Source organism: Pseudomonas sp. D3 (assembly GCF_029320995.1).
Classification (GTDB): Bacteria; Pseudomonadota; Gammaproteobacteria; order Pseudomonadales; family Pseudomonadaceae; genus Aquipseudomonas; species Aquipseudomonas paraveronii.
The window spans coordinates 1,953,826-1,974,968 of sequence record NZ_CP119772.1 but is presented as its reverse complement, the minus strand read 5'-3'; the positions used below and the strand labels follow the sequence as shown (position 1 = coordinate 1,974,968).

At 60.8% G+C, this 21,143-nt stretch carries 17 protein-coding genes; 6 read left to right on the top strand and 11 right to left on the bottom strand.

What is annotated here, in order from left to right:
• Positions 1 to 2 precede the first annotated feature (2 nt).
• The gene (locus P3S72_RS08995) at positions 3 to 2,696 is read left to right on the top strand and encodes a DEAD/DEAH box helicase (protein WP_276197044.1); all 2,694 of its coding nucleotides are present in this window, start codon (positions 3 to 5) and stop codon (positions 2,694 to 2,696) included.
• Positions 2,697 to 2,808: 112 nt separating this feature from the next.
• On the opposite strand, the gene nagZ is transcribed toward P3S72_RS08995, so the two are convergent.
• Positions 2,809 to 3,819 carry a beta-N-acetylhexosaminidase gene (nagZ, locus tag P3S72_RS08990; protein WP_276197043.1) on the bottom strand — a complete coding sequence of 337 codons (1,011 nt, stop codon included), beginning with the start codon at positions 3,817 to 3,819 and terminating at the stop codon, positions 2,809 to 2,811.
• A gap of 143 nt (positions 3,820 to 3,962) precedes the next feature.
• The gene (locus P3S72_RS08985; RefSeq protein ID WP_253394130.1) at positions 3,963 to 4,670 is read right to left on the bottom strand and encodes a TetR/AcrR family transcriptional regulator; all 708 of its coding nucleotides are present in this window, start codon (positions 4,668 to 4,670) and stop codon (positions 3,963 to 3,965) included.
• A gap of 263 nt (positions 4,671 to 4,933) precedes the next feature.
• Here P3S72_RS08985 and lexA point away from each other — a divergent pair, with 263 nt between their 5' ends.
• Positions 4,934 to 5,542, top strand: coding sequence for a transcriptional repressor LexA (gene lexA, locus P3S72_RS08980; protein ID WP_247401992.1), 609 nt, complete (start codon positions 4,934 to 4,936; stop codon positions 5,540 to 5,542).
• A 10-nt stretch (positions 5,543 to 5,552) separates the two neighbouring features.
• Positions 5,553 to 6,026: an SOS-induced cell division inhibitor SulA gene (sulA, locus tag P3S72_RS08975; RefSeq protein WP_276197042.1), complete on the top strand. Its 474-nt coding sequence runs from the start codon at positions 5,553 to 5,555 to the stop codon at positions 6,024 to 6,026.
• A gap of 117 nt (positions 6,027 to 6,143) precedes the next feature.
• Here sulA and P3S72_RS08970 read toward each other — a convergent pair whose 3' ends face one another.
• From P3S72_RS08970 to fadB, 6 genes are all read right to left on the bottom strand, one after another.
• Positions 6,144 to 6,377, bottom strand: coding sequence for a hypothetical protein (locus tag P3S72_RS08970; RefSeq protein ID WP_053255041.1), 234 nt, complete (start codon positions 6,375 to 6,377; stop codon positions 6,144 to 6,146).
• Positions 6,378 to 6,554: 177 nt separating this feature from the next.
• A complete protein-coding gene (locus tag P3S72_RS08965) occupies positions 6,555 to 7,076 on the bottom strand; it encodes a DUF6586 family protein (RefSeq protein ID WP_276197041.1) in 522 nt (173 codons plus the stop codon).
• 126 nt (positions 7,077 to 7,202) lie between these two features.
• Positions 7,203 to 9,824 carry a type I DNA topoisomerase gene (gene topA, locus P3S72_RS08960; protein WP_276197040.1) on the bottom strand — a complete coding sequence of 874 codons (2,622 nt, stop codon included), beginning with the start codon at positions 9,822 to 9,824 and terminating at the stop codon, positions 7,203 to 7,205.
• Positions 9,825 to 9,938: 114 nt separating this feature from the next.
• Positions 9,939 to 10,175 carry a DUF1653 domain-containing protein gene (locus P3S72_RS08955; protein ID WP_010563748.1) on the bottom strand — a complete coding sequence of 79 codons (237 nt, stop codon included), beginning with the start codon at positions 10,173 to 10,175 and terminating at the stop codon, positions 9,939 to 9,941.
• A 97-nt stretch (positions 10,176 to 10,272) separates the two neighbouring features.
• Positions 10,273 to 11,448 (bottom strand): acetyl-CoA C-acyltransferase FadA, encoded by a 1,176-nt coding sequence (gene fadA / locus P3S72_RS08950; RefSeq protein WP_276197039.1) that lies wholly within the window; start codon positions 11,446 to 11,448, stop codon positions 10,273 to 10,275.
• A gap of 29 nt (positions 11,449 to 11,477) precedes the next feature.
• Positions 11,478 to 13,625 carry a fatty acid oxidation complex subunit alpha FadB gene (gene fadB / locus P3S72_RS08945; protein WP_276197038.1) on the bottom strand — a complete coding sequence of 716 codons (2,148 nt, stop codon included), beginning with the start codon at positions 13,623 to 13,625 and terminating at the stop codon, positions 11,478 to 11,480.
• A gap of 17 nt (positions 13,626 to 13,642) precedes the next feature.
• On the opposite strand from fadB, the gene P3S72_RS08940 reads away from it, so the two are divergent.
• Positions 13,643 to 14,008 (top strand): hypothetical protein, encoded by a 366-nt coding sequence (locus tag P3S72_RS08940; RefSeq protein WP_247402008.1) that lies wholly within the window; start codon positions 13,643 to 13,645, stop codon positions 14,006 to 14,008.
• Between the two features lie 110 nt (positions 14,009 to 14,118).
• Here P3S72_RS08940 and P3S72_RS08935 read toward each other — a convergent pair whose 3' ends face one another.
• Positions 14,119 to 14,556: a hypothetical protein gene (locus P3S72_RS08935; protein WP_276197037.1), complete on the bottom strand. Its 438-nt coding sequence runs from the start codon at positions 14,554 to 14,556 to the stop codon at positions 14,119 to 14,121.
• A gap of 105 nt (positions 14,557 to 14,661) precedes the next feature.
• On the opposite strand from P3S72_RS08935, the gene P3S72_RS08930 reads away from it, so the two are divergent.
• On the top strand, positions 14,662 to 15,099 hold the full coding sequence (locus P3S72_RS08930; RefSeq protein WP_276197036.1) for a universal stress protein: 438 nt from the start codon (positions 14,662 to 14,664) through the stop codon (positions 15,097 to 15,099).
• Between the two features lie 118 nt (positions 15,100 to 15,217).
• On the opposite strand, the gene P3S72_RS08925 is transcribed toward P3S72_RS08930, so the two are convergent.
• Entirely contained in the window at positions 15,218 to 17,137 is a 1,920-nt protein-coding gene (locus P3S72_RS08925) for an ATP-binding cassette domain-containing protein (protein WP_276197035.1), read from the bottom strand.
• 213 nt (positions 17,138 to 17,350) lie between these two features.
• Between P3S72_RS08925 and P3S72_RS08920 the strand changes: the two genes are divergently transcribed.
• Positions 17,351 to 19,279 (top strand): transglycosylase SLT domain-containing protein, encoded by a 1,929-nt coding sequence (locus P3S72_RS08920; protein ID WP_276197034.1) that lies wholly within the window; start codon positions 17,351 to 17,353, stop codon positions 19,277 to 19,279.
• Between the two features lie 64 nt (positions 19,280 to 19,343).
• Here the strand turns inward: P3S72_RS08920 and P3S72_RS08915 are convergent, their stop codons facing one another.
• On the bottom strand, positions 19,344 to 21,128 hold the full coding sequence (locus P3S72_RS08915; protein WP_276197033.1) for an ABC transporter ATP-binding protein/permease: 1,785 nt from the start codon (positions 21,126 to 21,128) through the stop codon (positions 19,344 to 19,346).
• Positions 21,129 to 21,143 lie beyond the last annotated feature (15 nt).

Here is a 21,143-nt window from a genome sequence, read left to right as displayed (position 1 = left end):
CCATGCCCCTGACGTCGCCGCTGACCAAGCCCTTGGCCCCTTCGTGGGCCAATCGCTTTAAAGAACAAAGCCTGGAGCGCGGGCGGCGCTATGCCCTGGAAAACCGCGTGCGCATCGTCGAGTCGGGCGACAGCACCATCATCGCCAGTTGCGAAGGCTCGGGTAGCAACGTCTACCGGCAGACCATCTCGTTGCGCGAATCGGCCAAGGGCATGCTGATCTTGGTGGACAGCCGCTGTACCTGCCCGGTACACACCAACTGCAAACACATCGCGGCGGTGCTGCTCAAGGTCCAGGAAACCCTGGCCTACCCGGCGGCGGCCCAGGACGCCGAACTGCTGGAAAAACTCCAGGCCGTGCTGGACAACCGCGTAGTGCTGCCGCAAGTGGTGATGGACGATGTGCTGCCGGTGCCACGCTTGTGGCTGGCGAGTGTCGAGTTCAGCGCCTTCGAGCCGCGCAACGGCAAGATGCAGCGCTATATCCAGCACCGTGCGGCGCTGTCGTTCAATTATCTGGGCAACTACGTCAGCGGGCAAAAGAACGCCGACATCATCGTCCGCCAGGAAACCCAGAGCCTGCGGATCAAGCGGCACCCCGAGCAGGAACAGCGCTATCGCGAGCAACTGCGCCTGCTCGGCTTCAAGATCGCCACGCGCCAGAGCAAAGCGCTGCCGGAAAGTGCCGGCGAGCTGTTCGAGATGGTCAATGACAGCGCCTGGTTGAACTTCACCCTCAACGCATCGCCGACACTGCGGGCAGAAGGCTGGGAGTTGCAGATCGACGACGACTTCGGCTTCGACCTGAGCCCGGTGGACGACTGGTATGCCACCGTCGACGAAGGGCCGGAGCGTGACTGGTTCGACCTGGAACTGGGGATCATCGTCAACGGTGAGCGCCTGAGCTTGTTGCCGATCCTGCTGAACCTGATGCGCTCCCACACCGAGATCCTCAACCCGGAAAAACTCGCGCGGCGCCGCGATGACGAACTGATCCTGGTAAACATCCCCGGCCTGCCCAACGGCGGCCATGGCCCGCTGCAAGTGGCACTGCCCTACGGCCGCTTGAAACCCGTACTGGCCACCCTCGGCGAGTTTTACCTGCAGGAACCCGGCACCACCACGTTGCGCCTGGCCAAAGCCGACGCGATCCGCCTCAACCCGCTGGAAGACCTGCCCCTGCAATGGGAAGGCGGTGAGAAGATCCGCAACTTCGCCCAGCGCCTGCGCGACATCAAGGACTTCACCTGCGTCGCGCCCGAGGGCTTGAACGCGACCTTGCGCCCCTATCAGTTGGAGGGTTTGAGCTGGATGCAGTCGCTGCGCCAACTGGATGTGGGCGGCATTCTTGCGGACGACATGGGCCTGGGCAAAACCTTACAGACCCTGGCGCATATTCTCAGCGAAAAGATCGCCGGACGCCTGGACCGCCCGTGCATGGTGGTGATGCCCACCAGCCTGATTCCCAACTGGCTCGACGAAGCCGCGCACTTCACGCCGCAACTCAAGGTCCTGGCGCTGTACGGCGCCACGCGCAAAAAGCACTTCGCGAACTTGCAGGACTACGACCTGCTGCTGACCACGTATGCGTTGCTGCCCAAAGACATCGAGCACCTCACCGCCCTGCCCTTGCATGTACTGATCCTCGACGAAGCGCAGTACATCAAGAACCCTTCGAGCAAGGCGGCGCAGGCGGCGCGTGAGCTCAACGCACGGCAGCGCCTGTGCCTGAGCGGCACGCCGTTGGAAAACCACCTGGGCGAGCTGTGGTCGCTGTTCCACTTCCTGCTGCCGGGCTGGCTGGGCGAAGTGAAGAGTTTCAACCGCGATTACCGCGTACCCATTGAAAAACGCGCCAGTGATGTGCGACTGCAGCACCTGAACGGTAGGATCAAACCCTTCCTGCTGCGTCGTACCAAGGAACAGGTGGCAACGGAATTGCCGCCGAAGACCGAGATCATCCACTGGGTCGAGCTCAATGAAGCCCAGCGCGACGTGTACGAAACCATGCGCCTGGCCATGGACAAAAAAGTCCGCGACGAGATCACCCGCAAAGGCGTGGCGCGCAGCCAGATCATCATTCTCGAAGCGCTGCTCAAGCTGCGTCAGGTGTGCTGCGACTTGCGCCTGGTCAACGACGCCACCCTACCGGCGCGCGGCAGCAGCTCGGGCAAGCTCGACAGCTTGATGGAGATGCTCGAAGAGCTGTTTGCCGAAGGTCGCCGGATTCTGTTGTTTTCCCAGTTCACCTCGATGCTGAGCTTGATTGAAGTCGAGCTGAAAAAACGCGGCGTCGCCTACGCGCTGCTGACCGGCCAGACCCGCGATCGGCGCACGCCGGTGAAGGACTTCCAGAGCGGCAAGCTGCAGATCTTTCTGATCAGCCTGAAGGCAGGTGGCGTGGGCCTGAACCTGACCGAAGCCGACACCGTGATCCACTATGACCCGTGGTGGAACCCGGCCACGGAAAACCAGGCCACTGACCGTGCGTATCGCATCGGCCAGGAAAAGCCGGTATTCGTCTACAAGATGATTGCGCGGGGCACGGTGGAGGAGAAAATCCAGCACCTGCAGAAGGAAAAGTCCGACCTGGCAGCAGGCGTGCTGGACGGGCGGACCACCGGGGATTGGCAGTTGGGCAACGAGGATATCGAGGCGCTGTTTGCGCCGTTGCCCAATAAACAAGAAAAGCGCTGACGGTTAGATCGCCTATCGTGGGCAAGGCCGCCCCCACATTCGACCGCGGTTCTACAGGATGCACGCAATCAAGTGTGGGAGCGGGCTTGCCCGCGATAGATGCGCCGCCGTCTCAATCGATCAACTGCGCCTCGCGCAGCGCCCCAAGCGCCACCCGCCAACGCGGATCTTGCTTATAGTCCGTCGACGCAATCGCTTGCCCACGCATCCGCGCAATCCGCGCCGAGGGAATGACCTTCATGCGCTGGGCCGCACTCAGTGCCAGTTCGGCAGCCGCCCGATCGTTGCACACCAGGCCCATGTCGCAACCTGCCGTCAGTGCGGCTTCAATACGGCTGGCCGCATCCCCGACAACATGGGCACCGGCCATGGACAGGTCGTCGCTGAAAATCACCCCGTCAAACTGCAGCTCGCCGCGCAGGATGTCCTGCAACCAGCGGCGCGAAAAACCGGCAGGCTGGGCGTCGACTTGCGGGTAAATGACGTGTGCCGGCATCACCGCCGCCAATTGCTGACTCAGGCGTGCGAAAGGCACCAAGTCATTGGCGCGAATCTGTTCCAGGCTGCGTTCGTCATTGGGAATCGCAACGTGGGAATCCGCCTCAGCCCAACCGTGCCCCGGGAAATGCTTGCCCGTGGCGGCCATGCCCGCGCTGTTCATGCCGCGGATGAACGCACCGGCAAGCACTGCAGCGCGCTCGGGGTCGCCCTCGAAGGAGCGGGTGCCGACCACGGCGCTACGCTGGTAGTCCAGGTCCAGCACCGGGGCGAAGCTCAGGTCCAGGCCAACGGCAAGGACTTCGGTGGCCATGATCCAGCCACACTGCTCGGCCAGATATTCGGCGTTGGGGTTATCCGCCAGCGCGCGCATGGCCGGCAGACGCACAAAGCCCTGGCGCAGGCGCTGCACACGACCGCCTTCCTGGTCGACCGCCAGCAGCAGGTCCGGGCGCACGGCACGAATCGCCGCGCTCAGTTCCCGTACCTGGCGCGGATGCTCGATATTGCGTGCAAAAATGATCAGGCCGCCCACCTCAGGCTGGCGCAACAGGTGGCGATCCTCGGCCGTCAGCCAGGTACCGGCAACGTCGACCATCAAAGAACCTTGCAGGGCAGCAGTCATAAACCTTCCTTATATAACGCACACAGCCCGTTACTCTCGCGGCGCGACGGGCGCGGCGAGAACAACGGGTTGCGAGTAAATAGCTGAATTCGGCATGGGCGGCTAGCTTAGCGGATGCCAGCGGCCGCGCACACCCGGGGCGGTCAAACCTTCGCGGGGATTGGCGTGGATTTGCTGCGCGGACGCAATTGGGCGGCGGCCATGGCCTGGTCGGTCACGCCGGTTTCGGCGCGCATGCCCGCAGCGAGGAACGGCACCATCAGGCGCATCACCTGTTCGATGGAGGTGTTGACGCCAAAGTCAGTCTCGGCAATCGCCCGCAACGCTTTGATCCCGGACATACTGAATGCCGCTGCACCGAGCATGAAGTGCACGCGCCAGAACAATTCGATCGGCGGGATGCGCGGGGCGGCTTCGTTGACCAGCAACATATATCGGCGGAACACCTTGCCGTACATGTCTTCCAGGTAACGCCGCAGGTGACCCTGGCTCTGGCTGAACGCCAGGCCCAACAGGCGCATGAAGATCGACAGGTCGTTGCCGCTGCGGGGCTGTACCACCAGCGCTTGCTCAACGAGGATTTCCAGCAGTTCTTCAAGGCTTGGCTTATGGTCAGCCTTGGCCTGGCGGCGCTCGAGTTCACGGTCGAGACTCGCACAGAACGGCCCCAGGAAACGCGAGAAGACCGCCTGGATCAGGGCTTTTTTCGAGCCGAAATGGTAGTTCACGGCGGCGAGGTTGACCCCGGCCTTGCTGGTGATCAGCCGCAATGAAGTTTCAGCAAATCCTTTTTCCGCGAACAATTGCTCGGCAGCATCGAGAATGCGTTCAACGGTTTCCGACTGGGCCATGGCTACTCCGCCTGACAAACACTTGTTTGAAACATACGTTTCAGGTTGTGTCTTGTCAAGCCTGTGGGTTCGCTTTCCGGCCGGGCAGTCATCTATTTGAGCGCTATTAAATCACATCCGTTCAACTCTGTAGGCAGCGCTGTCTCTACCTTGTAAGAGGGATAACGAATGACCGTCCAGCGGACGCAAAAAAAAGGATGATTGCCAAGCGCAGTTCACTGTATATAATCCCAGTCACTGTATAAAAAGACAGAGCGATCAACATGATAAAACTGACGCCACGCCAAGCTGAGATTCTGGCTTTTATCAAGCGCTGCCTCGACGACAACGGCTACCCGCCGACGCGCGCGGAAATTGCGCTGGAACTGGGGTTCAAATCCCCCAACGCCGCCGAAGAACACCTCAAGGCCCTCGCTCGCAAAGGCGCGATCGAGATGACCCCGGGCGCTTCGCGGGGCATTCGTATCCCCGGTTTCGAAGCCAAGGCCGACGAATCGACCCTGCCGATCATCGGCCGCGTCGCTGCCGGTGCGCCGATCCTGGCGCAGCAGCACGTCGAGGAGTCCTGCAACATCAACCCGACCTTCTTCCATCCTCGCGCCGACTACCTGTTGCGGGTCCATGGCATGAGCATGAAGGACGTGGGCATTTTCGACGGAGACCTGTTGGCTGTCCACACCACTCGTGAAGCCCGTAATGGCCAGATCGTCGTCGCCCGTATCGGTGACGAAGTCACCGTCAAACGCTTCAAGCGCGAAGGCAGCAAGGTCTGGCTCCTGGCCGAGAACCCTGAGTTCGCCCCGATTGAAGTCAACCTGAAAGACCAGGACCTGGTGATCGAAGGCCTGAGCGTCGGCGTCATTCGCCGCTAAAGGAGGCATCATGCAGCTCGTGCACACACCCCAACACACACAACTGTCGCTGTTCGAGGCCTTTATGGCCCAACCCCTTGCGCCCATCCTCAAGGAAACGGTCGAAGCGCCCTGGTGCGCCGAGCCTGAGGCGTTCAGTGAACTGTCGTTGCGCGGTGCGGCCGGGAGCTGCCTGAGCCTGCTGGCGCCGATCCTTCGCGAACTGAGCCAGGAACAGGATGCACGCTGGTTGACGCTGATCGCCCCGCCCGCCAGCCTGACCCAAGCCTGGTTGCGGGATGCCGGTCTCAACCGCGAGCGCATCCTGTTGCTACAACCACGCGGAGCGCAAAGCGCGCAGCAGTTGACCTGCGAAGCCCTGCGCCTGGGCCGCAGCCATACGGTCGTGAGCTGGTTGAACCCGCTGAATGCGAACGCCAAGCAGCAGTTGATCAGTGCAGCGCGCACTGGCGATGCACAGAGCTTGAATATTCGTTTGGGGTAAATGCAACAGTCAGACTCGCGGCTAGCTGACCTTGGTCAGTGCCCGCGATCGACGCGAGGCTTCTTCAGGCTGAGAAGCCGATCTGCAACATACAGCCAAAAAAGCGACCAGCGAGACTCAGTGCAGAACCCGTGGACCGTCGTCCTTCTCCGGTTCGCCTTCCGCCAGGCGGCCAGCCATCTGCACACCAACGCTCAACATGGCTTTTGCCACTTCCACGTGCTGGCCTTGCAGGAACGCCTTGGCGTCCTCGGAAAAGTCCAAGATAACCAGAGAACCCTCGTCCTCAGCCCGGCGCAGCTCGATTCGGCCGTCAGGCAATTCAACAATTTCCAGAAAGGACGTCGGCATAAAAGTCTATTCTCCACGAAAGGCCGGGATTATATCAGTCATCTGCCGGACCTCGCAGAGGATCTGGCGAGGTTTCTTTACGGCTGGATGAATGGTGTCCGTTGGATCACCGCTACCGCGGTGGGAGCTGGTTTGCCTGCTCCCACATTGCCCAGAGCAATTGGCAGATAACTTAGCTCAGCACTCGTTCAAACCTTCGCGAAAACGCAGCGCCATCTTTTTCAGCGCTTGGCGCCAGCCTTCCAGCTCTTCGCGGCTCAACGGCTTCGGCTCATCCTCTTCCAGCGCCAGCGCCACGATCAACGGCTGGGTCACATCGCCCTTGGGGACATGAGGAACACGTGGCGGCTGGAACATATCGGCATGCGCTTTGAGCAGGCGCGCTACCCAACTGTCGGGGCTTTGCGCCATTTCCACCAGCTCGGCGAGCTCAGGAATCGCCATGGCGTCCAGCACTTCGCGATTCATGATCATTTCCGCACGCGGCGAACCGGCCTGGGGTAAACGGTAGAACCCGGCGATTTCATGACACAGCCCCAGCAAGGCGCCGTAGAGGTGAAACAAGGCCGCCTCACGCCCCGCCTGGACCAGCGCAATGGCGTTCATCTCCTTCCCTTCCTCGGCACGGCCAAGGGCTTCCAGGGACAAACCCGCGAAGTAAATTTTCTGATTGGTACGGGTATAGAGTTCGTTGGCCATGACGGCAATCTCCACAACGAATAGGCGTGATGCTGGCTCAACAGTGTCACGGATCAGCCAAGCCCACTGCAAGGGCAAAAAAAGGCCGCCTGGGCAGGCGGCCTTTGTTTTTCGCAGCTTAACGGATCAAGCGCCCTGGCGCTTGTCCTCGACCTTCCACTTGCCGCCGTCGTAGAACGCCTTCCAACCGGTAGGCTTACCGTCCACTTCGGACTGTATGTACTGCTCCTTGGTCTTGCGGCTGTAGCGGATCACGGCCGGGCGACCGTCCGGGTCCTTCTTCGGCGCTTCACACAGGAAGTGGTACTTCGGATCGATCTCATCCTTGTGCGGCGCGATCTCCAGCACCAGCGGCGCACGGGTCTCGCGGTTTTTCGGGAACTGGCTGGCAGCCAGGAACAGCCCCGAAGCGCCATCACGCAGGATGTAGGTGTCGTTGACCTTCTCGCACTTGAGCTCAGGCATCTTCACCGGGTCCATCTTCGGCGGCGCCGCATCACCGCTTTTCAGCAGTTTGCGGGTGTTCTTGCACGTCGCGTTGGTGCACCCGAAGAACTTGCCGAAACGGCCGGTCTTGAGCTGCATCTCGCTGCCGCACTTGTCGCATTCCAGGCTCGGGCCTTCGTAGCCTTTGATGCGGTAGCTGCCCTCTTCGATCTCGTAGCCGTCGCAATCCGGGTTGTTACCGCAGATGTGCAACTTGTGCTTCTCGTCCAACAGGTAGGCATCCATCGCCGTGCTGCAGATCGGGCAACGGTGCTTGCCACGCAGGACCAGCGATTCGGATTCACCCTCGTCGTCGGCGGCGATTTCATCGCCCGGCACCAGGTTGACGGTGGCCTTGCAGCGTTCTTTCGGCGGCAGGCTGTAGCCCGAGCAACCGAGGAATACGCCGGTGGACGCGGTACGAATCTGCATCGGCCGGCCGCAGGTCAGGCACGGGATGTCGGTCATCACCGGCTGGTTGGCACGCATGCCGCTGTCCGGGCTTTCGGCCACTTCGAGCTTCTTCTTGAAGTCGCCGTAGAACTCGTCGAGTACGCTCTTCCAGTCGCGCTCGCCGTGGGCCACGTCGTCGAGGTTCTCTTCCATGCCGGCAGTGAAGCCGTAGTCCATCAGGTTGGAGAAGCTCTCGGACAGACGCTCGGTGACGATGTCGCCCATCTTTTCCGAATAGAAACGACGGTTGTGCAGCGCCACGTAGCCACGGTCCTGGATGGTGGAGATGATCGCCGCATAGGTCGAAGGACGACCGATACCGCGTTTCTCCATCTCCTTCACCAGGCTGGCTTCCGAATAACGCGCCGGCGGCTTGGTGAAATGCTGGGACGGGTCGAGCTTGATCAGCTTCAACGTGTCACCCTGGGCCATGTCCGGCAGCACATCGTCGTCGCCTGGCTTGGCGATTTGCGGCATCACGCGGGTGTAGCCGTCGAACTTGAGGATACGGCCTTTGGCACGCAGCTCGAAGTCGCCTGCGCCCACACTGACGGTGGTGGACAGGTATTGCGCCGGCAGCATCTGGCAGGCCAGGAACTGGCGCCAGATGAGCTCGTAGAGACGCTCAGCGTCACGCTCCATGCCGGTCAGCTTACTCGGCTCGGTGTTGGCGTCGGAAGGACGAATCGCTTCGTGAGCCTCTTGGGCGCCTTCTTTGCTGCTGTAGACGTTCGGGTTTTCCGGCAGGTACTTCTTGCCGAACTCGCTTTCAATATAAGTGCGCGCCATCGCCACCGCGTCTTGCGACAGGTTGGTGGAGTCGGTACGCATATAGGTGATGTAGCCGGCTTCGTACAGACGCTGGGCCATCATCATGGTTTTCTTCACGCCGAAGCCCAGGCGGTTACTGGCGGCCTGTTGCAGGGTGGACGTGATGAACGGCGCCGACGGCTTGCTACTGGTCGGCTTGTCTTCGCGCTTGACGATGCTGTAGCTGGAAGACTTGAGCTTCTCCAGCGCAGCCATGGCCTGGGCTTCGTTCAGCGGCTTGAAGGCCTCGCCTTTCTCGCGGGCCACTTCGAAACGCACGTTGTTGCCCTTGGCGGTACCGAGGTCCGCGTGGACTTCCCAATACTCTTCGGGGTTGAACGCACGAATTTCGCGCTCACGCTCTACCACCAGCTTGACCGCTACCGATTGCACACGGCCGGCGGACAGGCCACGGGCAATCTTGGCCCACAGCAGTGGCGAAACCATGTAACCCACGACGCGGTCGAGGAAACGACGGGCCTGCTGGGCGTTGACACGGTCGATATCCAGTTCGCCCGGCTTGGAGAAGGCTTCCTGGATGGCTTTCTTGGTGATTTCGTTGAACACCACACGCTTGTAGCGGCTGTCATCACCGCCGATGGCTTCCCGCAGGTGCCAGGCAATGGCTTCCCCTTCGCGGTCCAAGTCCGTTGCGAGATAGATGGTGTCGGCATCTTTGGCGAGCCGGCGCAGCTCTTCGATGACCTTTTCCTTGCCCGGAAGGATTTCGTACTTGGCCTTCCAGCCATGTTCCGGGTCCACACCCATGCGCGAGACCAGCTGCTTGCGCGCTTTCTCTTTAGGCGTGAGTACCGGACCTTCGCCCGCAGCCGCCTTGCCGCGCTTGGCGGCTGGCTCCTTGCTGGCGCTAGCCGAACCGCTGGTGGGCAGGTCTCGGATATGGCCGATACTCGACTTCACCACGTACTCGTTACCCAAGTACTTGTTGATGGTCTTGGCCTTAGCCGGGGATTCCACAATGACCAGCGATTTGCCCATGGATCGGAAAATTCCTGAATTCGAGAAGTGAAAGGCAGTTGGCGCCTGACGCGGCAACGCTATATATAGTGGCAACAGGGTGAGGTCAAGCGCAGCATTCTGCGCGGCCTGCCGTTATTGCCCTGAAAAAAGACTGGGTTCGGCCTGTACCAAAGCAAAGCGCGGGACCTGTTCGCCGTCAACTTCGACGGATTCGAGGAACATGCTCAAAGGGCGCACCCAAAAGCCGTAATCGCCATACAGTGCTTGGTAGAACACCACTTCTTCTTCGGTCTCGGAGTGCCGCGCCACATTAAAAACGCGGTACTGCGGACCTTTATAATGTTGGTAGAGCCCTGGTTCGACTTTCATGCTCTGGCCACCTTACAAATTTTGTTAAAAAAAAATAATAAACATACCGAAAAACAAAAACCGGGGCACTGGGCCCCGGCTTCCGTCAACTAAACGCTTAGAGGCGTTCGAAGACGGTGGAAATGCCTTGGCCGAGACCAATGCACATGGTTGCAACCCCAAGGTTGCCGCCATTTTGCTTCATCACGTTGAGCAAAGTGCCGGAGATACGCGCACCGGAGCAACCGAACGGGTGGCCCAGGGCAATCGCGCCGCCGTGCAGGTTAACCTTCTCGTTCATCTTGTCGAGCACTTTCAAATCTTTCAGCACTGGCAGGGCCTGTGCGGCGAACGCTTCGTTGAGCTCGAAGAAGTCGATATCGGCGATGGTCAGGCCTGCGCGTTTCAAGGCTTTTTGTGTCGCCGGTACTGGACCATAGCCCATGATCGCCGGGTCCACACCCGCGACTGCCATCGAACGAATCACCGCCATCGGCTGGATACCCAGGTCCTGGGCACGCTGCGCCGACATCACGATCATGCACGAAGCACCGTCGGTGATTTGCGACGAAGTACCCGCTGTCACGGTGCCGCCCTTTGGATTGAACGCCGGTTTCAAGGCGGCCAGGCTTTCCAGGGTGGTGTCCGGACGAATGGTTTCGTCGTAATCGAACAGTTTCAGGAAACCGTTCTCGTCGTAGCCGTTCATCGGGATGATTTCATCCTTGAACTTGCCTTCCACGGTCGCCTTGTGGGCGAGTTGGTGGGAGCGCACGGCGAACGCGTCCTGGGCTTCACGGGTAATGCCGTGCATCTTGCCGAGCATTTCCGCGGTGAGGCCCATCATGCCCGAGGCTTTTGCCGCGTACAGCGACATGTGCGGGTTAGGGTCGACGCCGTGCATCATGCTGACGTGGCCCATGTGCTCCACACCACCGATCACGAATACATCACCGTTGCCGGTCATGATCGCCTGGGCGGCAGTGTGCAGCGCGCTCATCGACGAGCCACACAGGCGGCTGACCGTCTGGGCGGCCGCAGTGTGCGGGATCTGGGTCAGCAACGAGGCCATACGCGCGATGTTCCAGCCCTGCTCCAGGGTCTGGTTGACGCAACCCCAGATCACGTCTTCGACTTCGTTCGGGTCGACCTTGACGTTACGCTCCAACAATTTGCTGATCAGGTGCGCCGACATGTCTTCGGCGCGGGTGTTGCGGTGCATGCCGCCCTTGGAGCGGCCCATCGGCGTGCGACCGAAGTCGACAATCACGACGTCTCTTGGATTCAAGCTCATAAATATTCTCGCTCAAGTGTATGGGACGCTTAACCGAAGAAGCTCTGGCCATTCTTGGCCATCTCACGCAGCTTCGCGGTCGGGTGGTACAGCGGGCCCAAATCAGCGTATTGATCAGCCAGGGCAACGAACTCGGCCACACCGATCGAGTCGATGTAACGCAGCGCACCACCACGGAATGGAGGGAAACCAATACCGTACACCAGGCCCATGTCGGCTTCGGCTGCGGTTTCAACGATGCCGTCTTCCAGGCAACGCACGGTTTCCAGGCACAGGGCGATCATCATCCAGTTGATGATGTCCTCGTCGGACACCTCACGCTGCTCGTAGATGACCGGCGCGAGTACTTCGTGAACCGACGGGTCGGCCACTTTCTTCTGCTTGCCCTTCTTGTCGGTCTCGTAGGCGTAGAAACCCTTGCCGTTCTTCTGGCCCAGGCGCTTGGCCTCGTAGAGCGCGTCGATCGCCGAGCGGCGGTCGTCTTTCATGCGGTCCGGGAAGCCTTCAGCCATCACGTCGCGGCCATGGTGGCCGGTGTCGATGCCGACCACGTCCATCAGGTACGCCGGGCCCATGGGCCAGCCGAATTTTTCCATGACCTTGTCGATACGCACAAAGTCCACACCGGCGCTGACCAGCTTGGCGAAACCGCCGAAGTACGGGAACAGCACGCGGTTGACCAGGAAGCCCGGGCAGTCGTTGACCACGATCGGGTTCTTGCCCATTTTCTTGGCGTAGGCAACGGTGGTGGCGACCGCCAGTTCGCTGGACTTCTCGCCACGGATCACTTCCACCAGCGGCATCATGTGTACCGGGTTGAAGAAGTGCATGCCGACGAAGTTTTCCGGACGCTTAAGGGCCTTGGCCAGCAGCGTGATGGAAATGGTCGAGGTGTTGGACGCCAGGATAGTGTCGTCTTTAACATAGGCCTCCACTTCAGCCAGCACCGCTTGCTTGACCTTCGGGTTTTCGACAACCGCTTCGACCACCAGATCGACGTGGCCGAAATCGCCGTAGGACAGGGTAGGACGAATGCCGTTGAGCACTTCAGCCATTTTCGCAGCGGTCATGCGACCTTTATCAACGCGACCCACCAGCAGCTTGGCCGCTTCTGCCAGGCCCTGCTCGATGCCGTGCTCGTTGATGTCTTTCATCAGGATCGGCGTGCCTTTGGACGCCGACTGATAGGCAATACCGCCGCCCATGATACCGGCGCCGAGTACGGCGGCCTGTTTCACGTCTTTGGCGACTTCATCGTAGGCCTTGGCTTTTTTCTTCAGTTCCTGATCGTTCAGGAATAAGCCGATCAGGCTGCGGGCAGCAGAGGTCTTGGCCAGTTTGACGAAACCCGCCGCTTCCACTTCCAGGGCTTTGTCGCGACCGAAGTTCGCGGCTTTCTGGATGGTCTTGATCGCTTCAACCGGTGCCGGGTAGTTCGGGCCGGCCTGGCCGGCCACGAAACCTTTGGCGGTTTCGAACGCCATCATTTGTTCGATGGCGTTGAGCTTGAGTTTTTCCAGCTTCGGCTGACGCTTGGCCTTGTAGTCAAATTCGCCGTTGATGGCGCCCTTGATCAGGTTCAGTGCCGCTTCGGCGAGTTTGTCCGGAGCAACCACGGCATCGACAGCACCGACTTTCAGCGCGTCTTCAGCCTTGTTTTCCTTGCCGGAGGCGATCCACTCGATGGCGTTATCGGCACCGATGATGCGCGGCAGGCGCACGGTGCCGCCGAAGCCTGGGTAGATGCCCAACTTGACTTCTGGCAGGCCGATTTTCGCAGTGGCCGACATGACGCGGAAATCCGCGGCCAGGCACATTTCCAGGCCGCCGCCCAGCGCGATGCCGTTGATCGCGGCAACGGTCGGCACGTTGAGGTCTTCGAAATCGCTGAAAATCTTGTTGGCTTCGAGGTTGCCAGCCACCAGCTCGGCATCGGGCAGCTTGAAGCTCTCGACGAATTCGGTGATGTCGGCGCCGACGATAAACACGTCCTTGCCGCTGGAGACGATCACGCCCTTGACCGAAGCATCTGCTTTGATGGCGTCTACGGCCTGACGCAGTTCGTTCAGGGTTAGACGGTTGAACTTGTTGACGGACTCACCCTTGAGGTCGAATTTCAGTTCGACGATGCCACTTTCAAGAGCCTTAACCGTGATGGCTTTACCTTCGTAAATCATCAACTGATCTCCACGATATGGAAGCTGAACAGTACACATTGGACGCTGGCCTCTGGATGGACATTGAAAATTTCGTCAATGCTCACCCCAATGCGCCAGGCACACCCGCCAATGCGATAGTCGGGATTCTGTATGAGACATCTGACAGACAAACGCTCAATTCATACGCCCGTTTGATTTGGGTACGCCACCTTCATCCAATTCCGGGCAATTGTCAATCGCTCGAAAGCGCTAGGAAAAACGCGACTTTCCAGTCATTTCAGAACCCCAACCCGCACCACATGCCTCGCCAATATTCAATTATTCACAAAATCAATAATCAACACGATGTTGAAAATGGCTGTACAGATCCGGATATCCGGCTAGGCTTGCGGCAGCCATGAAAGAATAGTCAAAGCGCCTGGATGAATACCCGGCGTGGAACACGCAGAGTTACCGGCCTGCCTGGCCAACCCCGCCCGATGATGATGTCGGGCTTTTTATTGCCTGGCGTTCAGGCCAGGGCCTTGAGCAACGCATCAATAGCCTGCAGATCACTCACCTCGCCCTTCTCGCCCCAGCACAACGCGATCATTTGCCGGTCCGCCTCGACTTTGTAGACGTTGGCCGGCAGCGTCGCAAAATGCGCCAACAACTTCTCATCGACGCACTGTTCCTGCCATTGGTTGACCCACACCCCAGGCTCCAACTGCCAGTAACTCCATAGCGCAGGAACCTTGCCGCGCCGTGGCCGGTGGTATTGCGCACATGGGCTCGGTGGCTCCTGCTTGAGCCAGTGCGGCCACTGCTGAGGCGACAGTTGCATCGCCAGGCCCATGCGGCGCGCCTCCATTCGCAGGGCCATGCGCCCGCTCTGATGACGCGACGGGCGCAGCCATGCCAGGGGGCTCAAAACCACCGCGAGGATTGACACCACTATCCAGACCGTCATATGTGTACTCCCGAATTTCTAGATGAGCGGATTTGACCTGACGCAACCCCATCCGCCTGAAAGCAGCCATACTGAACTTATTGCAGTCCCCTGGAGGAACGCCCCATGTCATACGAACATATTCTGGTCGCCGTCGACCTGACCGAAGAGTGCGATCCAGTGATCAAGCGCGCCGTGGACCTGGCTGGCAACACTGCGACGCTGTCCCTGGTGCATATCGTCGAACCGATGGCCATGGCCTTTGGCGGCGACGTGCCGATGGACCTGTCTCAATTGCAACAGCAGCAATTCGATCAAGCCAAGGAACGCCTTGAGCGCCTGATCGCCAAGTACCCGAGCCTGAAAAAAGATCAGAGCCACCTGACCTATGGCCAGCCGCGCCAGGAAATCCATCACCTGGCCAAGGAACAGGGCTGCGACCTGATCGTCGTCGGCAGCCATGGCCGTCACGGGCTGGCATTGCTGCTGGGTTCCACCGCCAATGACGTACTGCACGGCGCACCGTGCGATGTGCTGGCGGTGAAGCTGGTAAAAAGCTCGTAAGACCGGTGGAGATCCAATGTGGGAGGGGGCTTGCTTGCTCCCACATTTGAACTCATCTCCTATAAAAAACCCGGTGTTCATCAGATGAACACCGGGTTTTTTAATGCACTGGAATCAATCAGGCATCCAGCTCGGCCCAACGCTCAACCAGCCCTTCCAGCTCCTGGTTCAATGTCTCCAGGGATGCGATGACCTTGGCGGTTTCCGCCGCCGGACGCAGGTAGAAACCCGCGTCAGCCATTTCCGCCTCGACCGCGGCGATCTGCTGTTCCTTGGCGTCGATGTCACCCGGCAAGGCTTCCAGCTCACGCTGCAGTTTGTAGCTGAGTTTCTTCTTCGCGGCAGGCGCGGCTTCCGCAGCCGGTGCAGCGGCGGCCACAGGGGCCACGACAGCGGAGCTCAAGTCGGCCTTGCCGGACTTGCTCTCGGTCACGCCCAGCAGGCGCGGCGAGCCGCCCTGGCGCAGCCAGTCCTGGTAACCACCGACGTACTCGCGCACCTTGCCTTCACCTTCGAAGACCAGGGTGCTGGTGACCACGTTGTCGAGGAATGCCCGGTCGTGGCTGACCATCAGCACGGTGCCGTTGAAGGTCAGCAGCACCTCTTCCAGCAGTTCGAGGGTTTCCACATCGAGGTCGTTGGTCGGTTCGTCGAGGACCAGCAAGTTGGCCGGCTTACTGAACAGCTTGGCCAGCAGCAAGCGCGCGCGCTCACCACCGGACAAGGCCTTGACCGGCGTTCGGGCGCGCTGCGGGCTGAACAGGAAGTCGCCCAGGTAGCTCAGCACATGGCGGCTCTGGCCGTCGATATCGATAAAGTCGCGGCCTTCGGCGACGTTGTCGATCACGGTTTTTTCCAGGTCCAACTGGTGACGCAACTGGTCGAAGTAGGCCACATCGATGCGCGTGCCTTCTTCCACTTTACCGCTGGTCGGCTGCAGGCCGCTGAGCATCAGCTTGAGCAACGTGGTCTTGCCGGTGCCGTTGGCGCCGAGCAGGCCGATGCGGTCGCCGCGCTGCAGGACCATGGAGAAGTCCTTGATCAGGAACGGACCGTCCGGGTGATGGAAGCTGACGTTATCCAGCACCATCACCTGCTTGCCGGACTTATCGGCGGTTTCCAGCATGATGTTAGCCTTGCCGGTGCGCTCGCGACGCTCACCGCGCTCAACGCGCAGGGCTTTCAGTGCGCGTACACGGCCTTCGTTACGGGTGCGGCGCGCCTTGATACCCTGGCGAATCCACACTTCCTCCTGGGCCAGACGCTTGTCGAACAAGGCGTTGGCGGTATCTTCGGCGGCCAGGGTGGCCTCCTTGTGCACCAGGAAGCTGGCGTAGTCGCCGTTCCAGTCGATCAGGCCACCACGGTCCAGTTCGAGGATGCGTGTCGCCAGGTTCTGCAGGAAGGACCGGTCGTGCGTGATGAACAGCACGGCACCCTGGAAATCCTTGAGGGCTTCTTCGAGCCAGGCAATCGCGCCGATGTCCAGGTGGTTGGTCGGTTCGTCGAGCAGCAGCAGGTCCGGCTCGGACACCAGGGCCTGGGCCAGCAGCACGCGACGACGCCAGCCGCCGGACAATTCGGCGAGGGTCTTGTCGGCCGGCAGTTGCAGGCGGCTCAGGGTGCTGTCCACCAGTTGCTGCAAGCGCCAGCCGTCACGGGCTTCGAGGTCTTGCTGGACGTGCATCAGCTTGTCCAGGTCTTCTTCGGTGACGCAGTTCTGCGCCAGGTGATGGTACTGGGCGAGCAACTCGCCAACGCCGTCGAGGCCTTCGGCGACCACGTCGAACACTGTCCGTCCGTCGGCCACCGGCAATTCCTGCGGCAATTCACCAATCTTGAGGCCGGGGGCACGCCAAACAGAGCCTTCATCGGGCTTCTGGTCGCCCTTTACCAGCTTCATCATGCTGGATTTACCGGTGCCGTTGCGGCCGATGATGCACACCCGCTCACCACGGGCGATCTGCCAGGACACCTTGTCCAACAACGGCATAGCGCCGAAAGCAAGGGACACATCGCTGAATTTGAGCAGGGTCATACGCTTCTCCAAAAACTGGGCGCGCATTCTACCTGAGTTGAGGGTGGGATGCGGCCGGCATTTTCGCTACTGACGCGTTCTGTAGGACAATTTCGGCGAACTTGAACGAACCGGTCAGCAAAGCTTTCACCGGCCGCAGGCAAAAGGCTAAGCTAGGGGTAATGAGTGTCGGCAGTGCCGGCGCTAGTCGTGATTTCTCTGCACGGACGTCTCATGCGCAGTCGCCTTTTCAACTTTTTATCTTGTCTGCTTCTTACCGCCACTGCCGCTCAATCCGCCCTGGCCGTGGACATCACCACCCAACGTCAATATTACGATGAGGCCAAACGCGCCCTGGCCAAGGGCGATACCGGGCCGTACATGCAATACAGCCAGGCCCTCGCCGATTATCCGCTGACGCCATACCTGGCCTACGACGAATTGACCGCCCGCCTGAAGACCGCCAGCAACGAGGAAATCGAACAATTCCTCGCCAAAAACGGCGACCTGCCCCAAGCCAACTGGATGAAGCTGCGTTGGTTGCGCTGGCTGGCCGACCGTGGCGACTGGCAGACCTTTGAAAAGTACTACGACCCCAAGCTCAATTTCGTCGAACTGGATTGCCTGCATGGCCAGTTCCAGCTCACGCACAATCTGAAGGCCGAAGGCTACAAGACCGCCGAGAAACTCTGGCTGACCGGCAAATCCCAACCGGCGGCCTGTGATGCCACCTTTGCGCAGTGGGCCTCAGATGGCCAACTCACCGAACAGAAAATCTGGGACCGCGCCAAGCTCGCCGCCGAAGCCCGCAACTACGCGCTGGCCAACAGCCTGGTGAAAAGCCTGCCGACCCTCGGCGCCCAAGGCCGCCTGATGGTGGACGTGGCGCAAAAGCCCGAGATGCTCAGCGACCCGTCGCGCTTCCTGCCAGCCACCGAGGCGATGTCTGACGCCGTGGGCCTGGGCCTGCGCCGCCTGGCGCGCCAGGACCCGGACAAGGCCATGGCCATGCTCGACGGCTACGCCACCAGCATGCACTTCTCCCGTGACGAAAAAGTGGCGATTGCCCGCGAGATCGGCCTGACCCTGGCCAAGCGCTTTGACCCACGCGCCCTTGAGGTGATGACCAAGTACGACCCCGAACTGCGCGACAACACCGTGTCCGAATGGCGACTGCGCCTGCTGTTGCGCCTGGCTCGCTGGGAAGACGCCTACCAACTCACGCGCAAACTCCCACAAGACTTGGCCACCACCAACCGCTGGCGCTACTGGCAGGCCCGCAGCCTTGAATTGGCCGAGCCGAAAAACCCGCAAGCCCTGGTGCTGTACAAAAACCTGTCGCGGGAGCGGGACTTCTACGGTTTCCTCGCCGCTGACCGCTCCAAAGCACCCTACCAGTTGATCAACAAGCCGCTGTTGATGAGCCCGGCGCTGATCAACAAAGTGCGCAATACCCCCGGCGTGCGGCGGGCCCTGGAATTCTATGCACGTGGCCAGGTGGTGGACGGCCGGCGCGAGTGGTACCACGTCAGCCGTCACTTCAACCGCGACGAAATGGTCGCCCAGGCCAGGCTGGCCTACGACATGAAGTGGTACTTCCCGGCGATCCGCACCATCAGCCAGGCGCAGTACTGGGATGACCTCGACATCCGTTTCCCGATGGCCCACCGCGACACTCTGGTGCGCGAAGCCAAGGTCCGCGGCCTGCATTCAAGCTGGGTGTTTGCCATCACCCGCCAGGAAAGCGCGTTCATGGACGACGCCCGCTCCGGCGTCGGCGCCAGCGGCCTGATGCAACTGATGCCCGGCACCGCCAGAGACACCGCGCGCAAGTTCAGCATCCCGCTGGCCTCCCCGGCCCAGGTGCTCGACCCGGACAAAAACATCCAGCTCGGTGCTGCTTACCTGAGCCAGGTGCATAGCCAATTCAACGGTAACCGCGTCCTCGCTTCCGCCGCCTACAACGCCGGCCCCGGCCGCGTGCGCCAGTGGCTGCGCGGTGCCGATCACCTGAGTTTCGACGTGTGGGTGGAAAGCATCCCGTTCGACGAAACTCGCCAGTATGTGCAGAACGTGCTGTCTTATTCGGTGATCTACGGGCAGAAGCTCAATTCGCCACAGCCGTTGGTGGACTGGCATGAGCGGTATTTCGATGATCAATAAAGCCTGACGCACACACAAAAATGCCCGCATCGAACGATGCGGGCATTTTTTATGCACGGTGATTTCAGTGTGAAGCCTGTTCCTCCACGCCATCGCTGAACTGCAACGCCGCCAACCGCGCATACAGCGGGTTACTCGCGATCAACTGCTGATGCGTGCCGATCGCCACCAGCTTGCCCTGGTCCATCACCGCGATCCGGTCCGCATGCTTCACCGTCGCCAGGCGATGCGCGATAACCAGCGTGGTGCGGCCGTGCATCAGTTGCGGCAGCGCCTGCTGGATCAGGTGTTCACTCTGCGCGTCGAGGGCGCTGGTGGCTTCGTCCAACAGCAGGATCGGCGCGTCCACCAGCAACGCGCGGGCGATCGCCAGGCGTTGCCGTTGGCCGCCGGAGAGGCCCATGCCGGCGTCGCCGAGGTGGGTCTGGTAACCATCCGGCATTTGCAGGATGAAGTCGTGGGCATGGGCGATGCGCGCGGCGGCTTCGACCTGCTCGCGGGTGGCGGTCGGGTTGCCGTAGCGGATGTTGTCCTCAACGCTGCCGAAGAACAGCGCCGGGCTCTGGGACACCAGGGCGAAGTGGCGACGCAGGTCCTGGGGGTCGAGCTCGGTCAGCGGGTGGCCTTCGAGCAGGATGCGACCGTGCTGGGGATCATAAAAGCGCAGCAGCAGATCAAAAATTGTCGACTTGCCAGCCCCCGACGGCCCCACCAGCGCCAGGGTTTCACCGGGATTGATGATCAGGTTCAAACCGTCGATGGCGTAAGTGTCCGGCCGCGAGGGGTAGGAAAAGCGCAGGTCTTGCAGCTCCATGCGGCCGCTGACGCGGTCTGGTAACTGCACGGTGCCGCTGGCGGGCGCCTGGATCTCGTTATTCGACTGCAGCAACTCGCCGATTCGCTCCGCCGCACCGGCGGCGCGCTGCAACTCGCCGAGCACTTCGCTCAACGTGCCGACGGCGCTGCCGACGATCAGGCTGTAAAACACAAACGCCGCCAGCTCGCCGCCGGAAATGCGCCCGCTGATCACGTCCATGCCGCCGACCCACAGCATCACCCCAACAGCACCGAGCACCAGCATGATCACCAGGGTGATCAGCCAGGCGCGCTGGGCGATGCGTTTGCGCGCCGTGGCGAAAGCGTCCTCTACGGTCACGGCAAAGCGTTGTTCGTCCTGTGCCTGGTGGTTATAGGCCTGCACGGTCTTGATCTGGCCGAGCGTCTCGGACACGTAGCTGCCGACGTCGGCAATGCGGTCCTGGCTCAAGCGCGACAGGCTGCGCACGCGGCGGCCGAAAATCAGGATCGGCGCCAGCACCAGCGGTAGCGCCACCACGACGATGCTGGTGAGCTTGGGATTGGTGACGAACAGCAGCACGATGCCGCCGATGACCATCAAGGCGTTGCGCAGGAACAGCGACAACGAGGAGCCGATCACCGATTGCAAGAGGGTGGTGTCGGTGGTCAACCGCGACTGGATTTCCGAGCTGCGGTTGTTTTCATAAAAACCCGGATGCAGGTAGATCAGGTGATTGAACACCTGCCGACGAATGTCAGCCACCACCCGCTCGCCGATCCACGACACCAGGTAAAACCGCGCAAACGTGCCGACGGCCAGGCCCAGCACCAGGATCATGAACAGGCCGATAGACTGGTTGAGCAAGTGCGGTGACTGGGTCATGAACCCCTGGTCCACCAGCAGGCGAATGCCCTGCCCCATGGACAAGGTGATACCCGCGGTGACGATCAGCGCCACCAACGCACCGAACGCCTGCCAGCGGTAGGGCGCAATGAAGCGGCTGGCCAGGCGAATCGCGCGGCGTTGACGGACTGAGAACATGGAGGGCATCACCTGATGATGGGA

Coding starts and splice junctions, on each gene's coding strand:
- P3S72_RS08940 (WP_247402008.1), top strand. CDS start 13,643: ATGGAAGCTGAACAGTACACATTGGACGCTGGCCTCTGGATGGACATT.
- lexA (WP_247401992.1), top strand. CDS start 4,934: ATGATAAAACTGACGCCACGCCAAGCTGAGATTCTGGCTTTTATCAAG.
- fadA (WP_276197039.1), bottom strand. CDS start 11,448: ATGAGCTTGAATCCAAGAGACGTCGTGATTGTCGACTTCGGTCGCACG.
- P3S72_RS08970 (WP_053255041.1), bottom strand. CDS start 6,377: ATGCCGACGTCCTTTCTGGAAATTGTTGAATTGCCTGACGGCCGAATC.
- P3S72_RS08920 (WP_276197034.1), top strand. CDS start 17,351: ATGCGCAGTCGCCTTTTCAACTTTTTATCTTGTCTGCTTCTTACCGCC.
- sulA (WP_276197042.1), top strand. CDS start 5,553: ATGCAGCTCGTGCACACACCCCAACACACACAACTGTCGCTGTTCGAG.
- P3S72_RS08935 (WP_276197037.1), bottom strand. CDS start 14,556: ATGACGGTCTGGATAGTGGTGTCAATCCTCGCGGTGGTTTTGAGCCCC.
- P3S72_RS08925 (WP_276197035.1), bottom strand. CDS start 17,137: ATGACCCTGCTCAAATTCAGCGATGTGTCCCTTGCTTTCGGCGCTATG.
- nagZ (WP_276197043.1), bottom strand. CDS start 3,819: ATGACTGCTGCCCTGCAAGGTTCTTTGATGGTCGACGTTGCCGGTACC.
- P3S72_RS08955 (WP_010563748.1), bottom strand. CDS start 10,175: ATGAAAGTCGAACCAGGGCTCTACCAACATTATAAAGGTCCGCAGTAC.
- topA (WP_276197040.1), bottom strand. CDS start 9,824: ATGGGCAAATCGCTGGTCATTGTGGAATCCCCGGCTAAGGCCAAGACC.
- fadB (WP_276197038.1), bottom strand. CDS start 13,625: ATGATTTACGAAGGTAAAGCCATCACGGTTAAGGCTCTTGAAAGTGGC.
- P3S72_RS08985 (WP_253394130.1), bottom strand. CDS start 4,670: ATGGCCCAGTCGGAAACCGTTGAACGCATTCTCGATGCTGCCGAGCAA.
- P3S72_RS08915 (WP_276197033.1), bottom strand. CDS start 21,128: ATGCCCTCCATGTTCTCAGTCCGTCAACGCCGCGCGATTCGCCTGGCC.
- P3S72_RS08965 (WP_276197041.1), bottom strand. CDS start 7,076: ATGGCCAACGAACTCTATACCCGTACCAATCAGAAAATTTACTTCGCG.
- P3S72_RS08930 (WP_276197036.1), top strand. CDS start 14,662: ATGTCATACGAACATATTCTGGTCGCCGTCGACCTGACCGAAGAGTGC.
- P3S72_RS08995 (WP_276197044.1), top strand. CDS start 3: ATGCCCCTGACGTCGCCGCTGACCAAGCCCTTGGCCCCTTCGTGGGCC.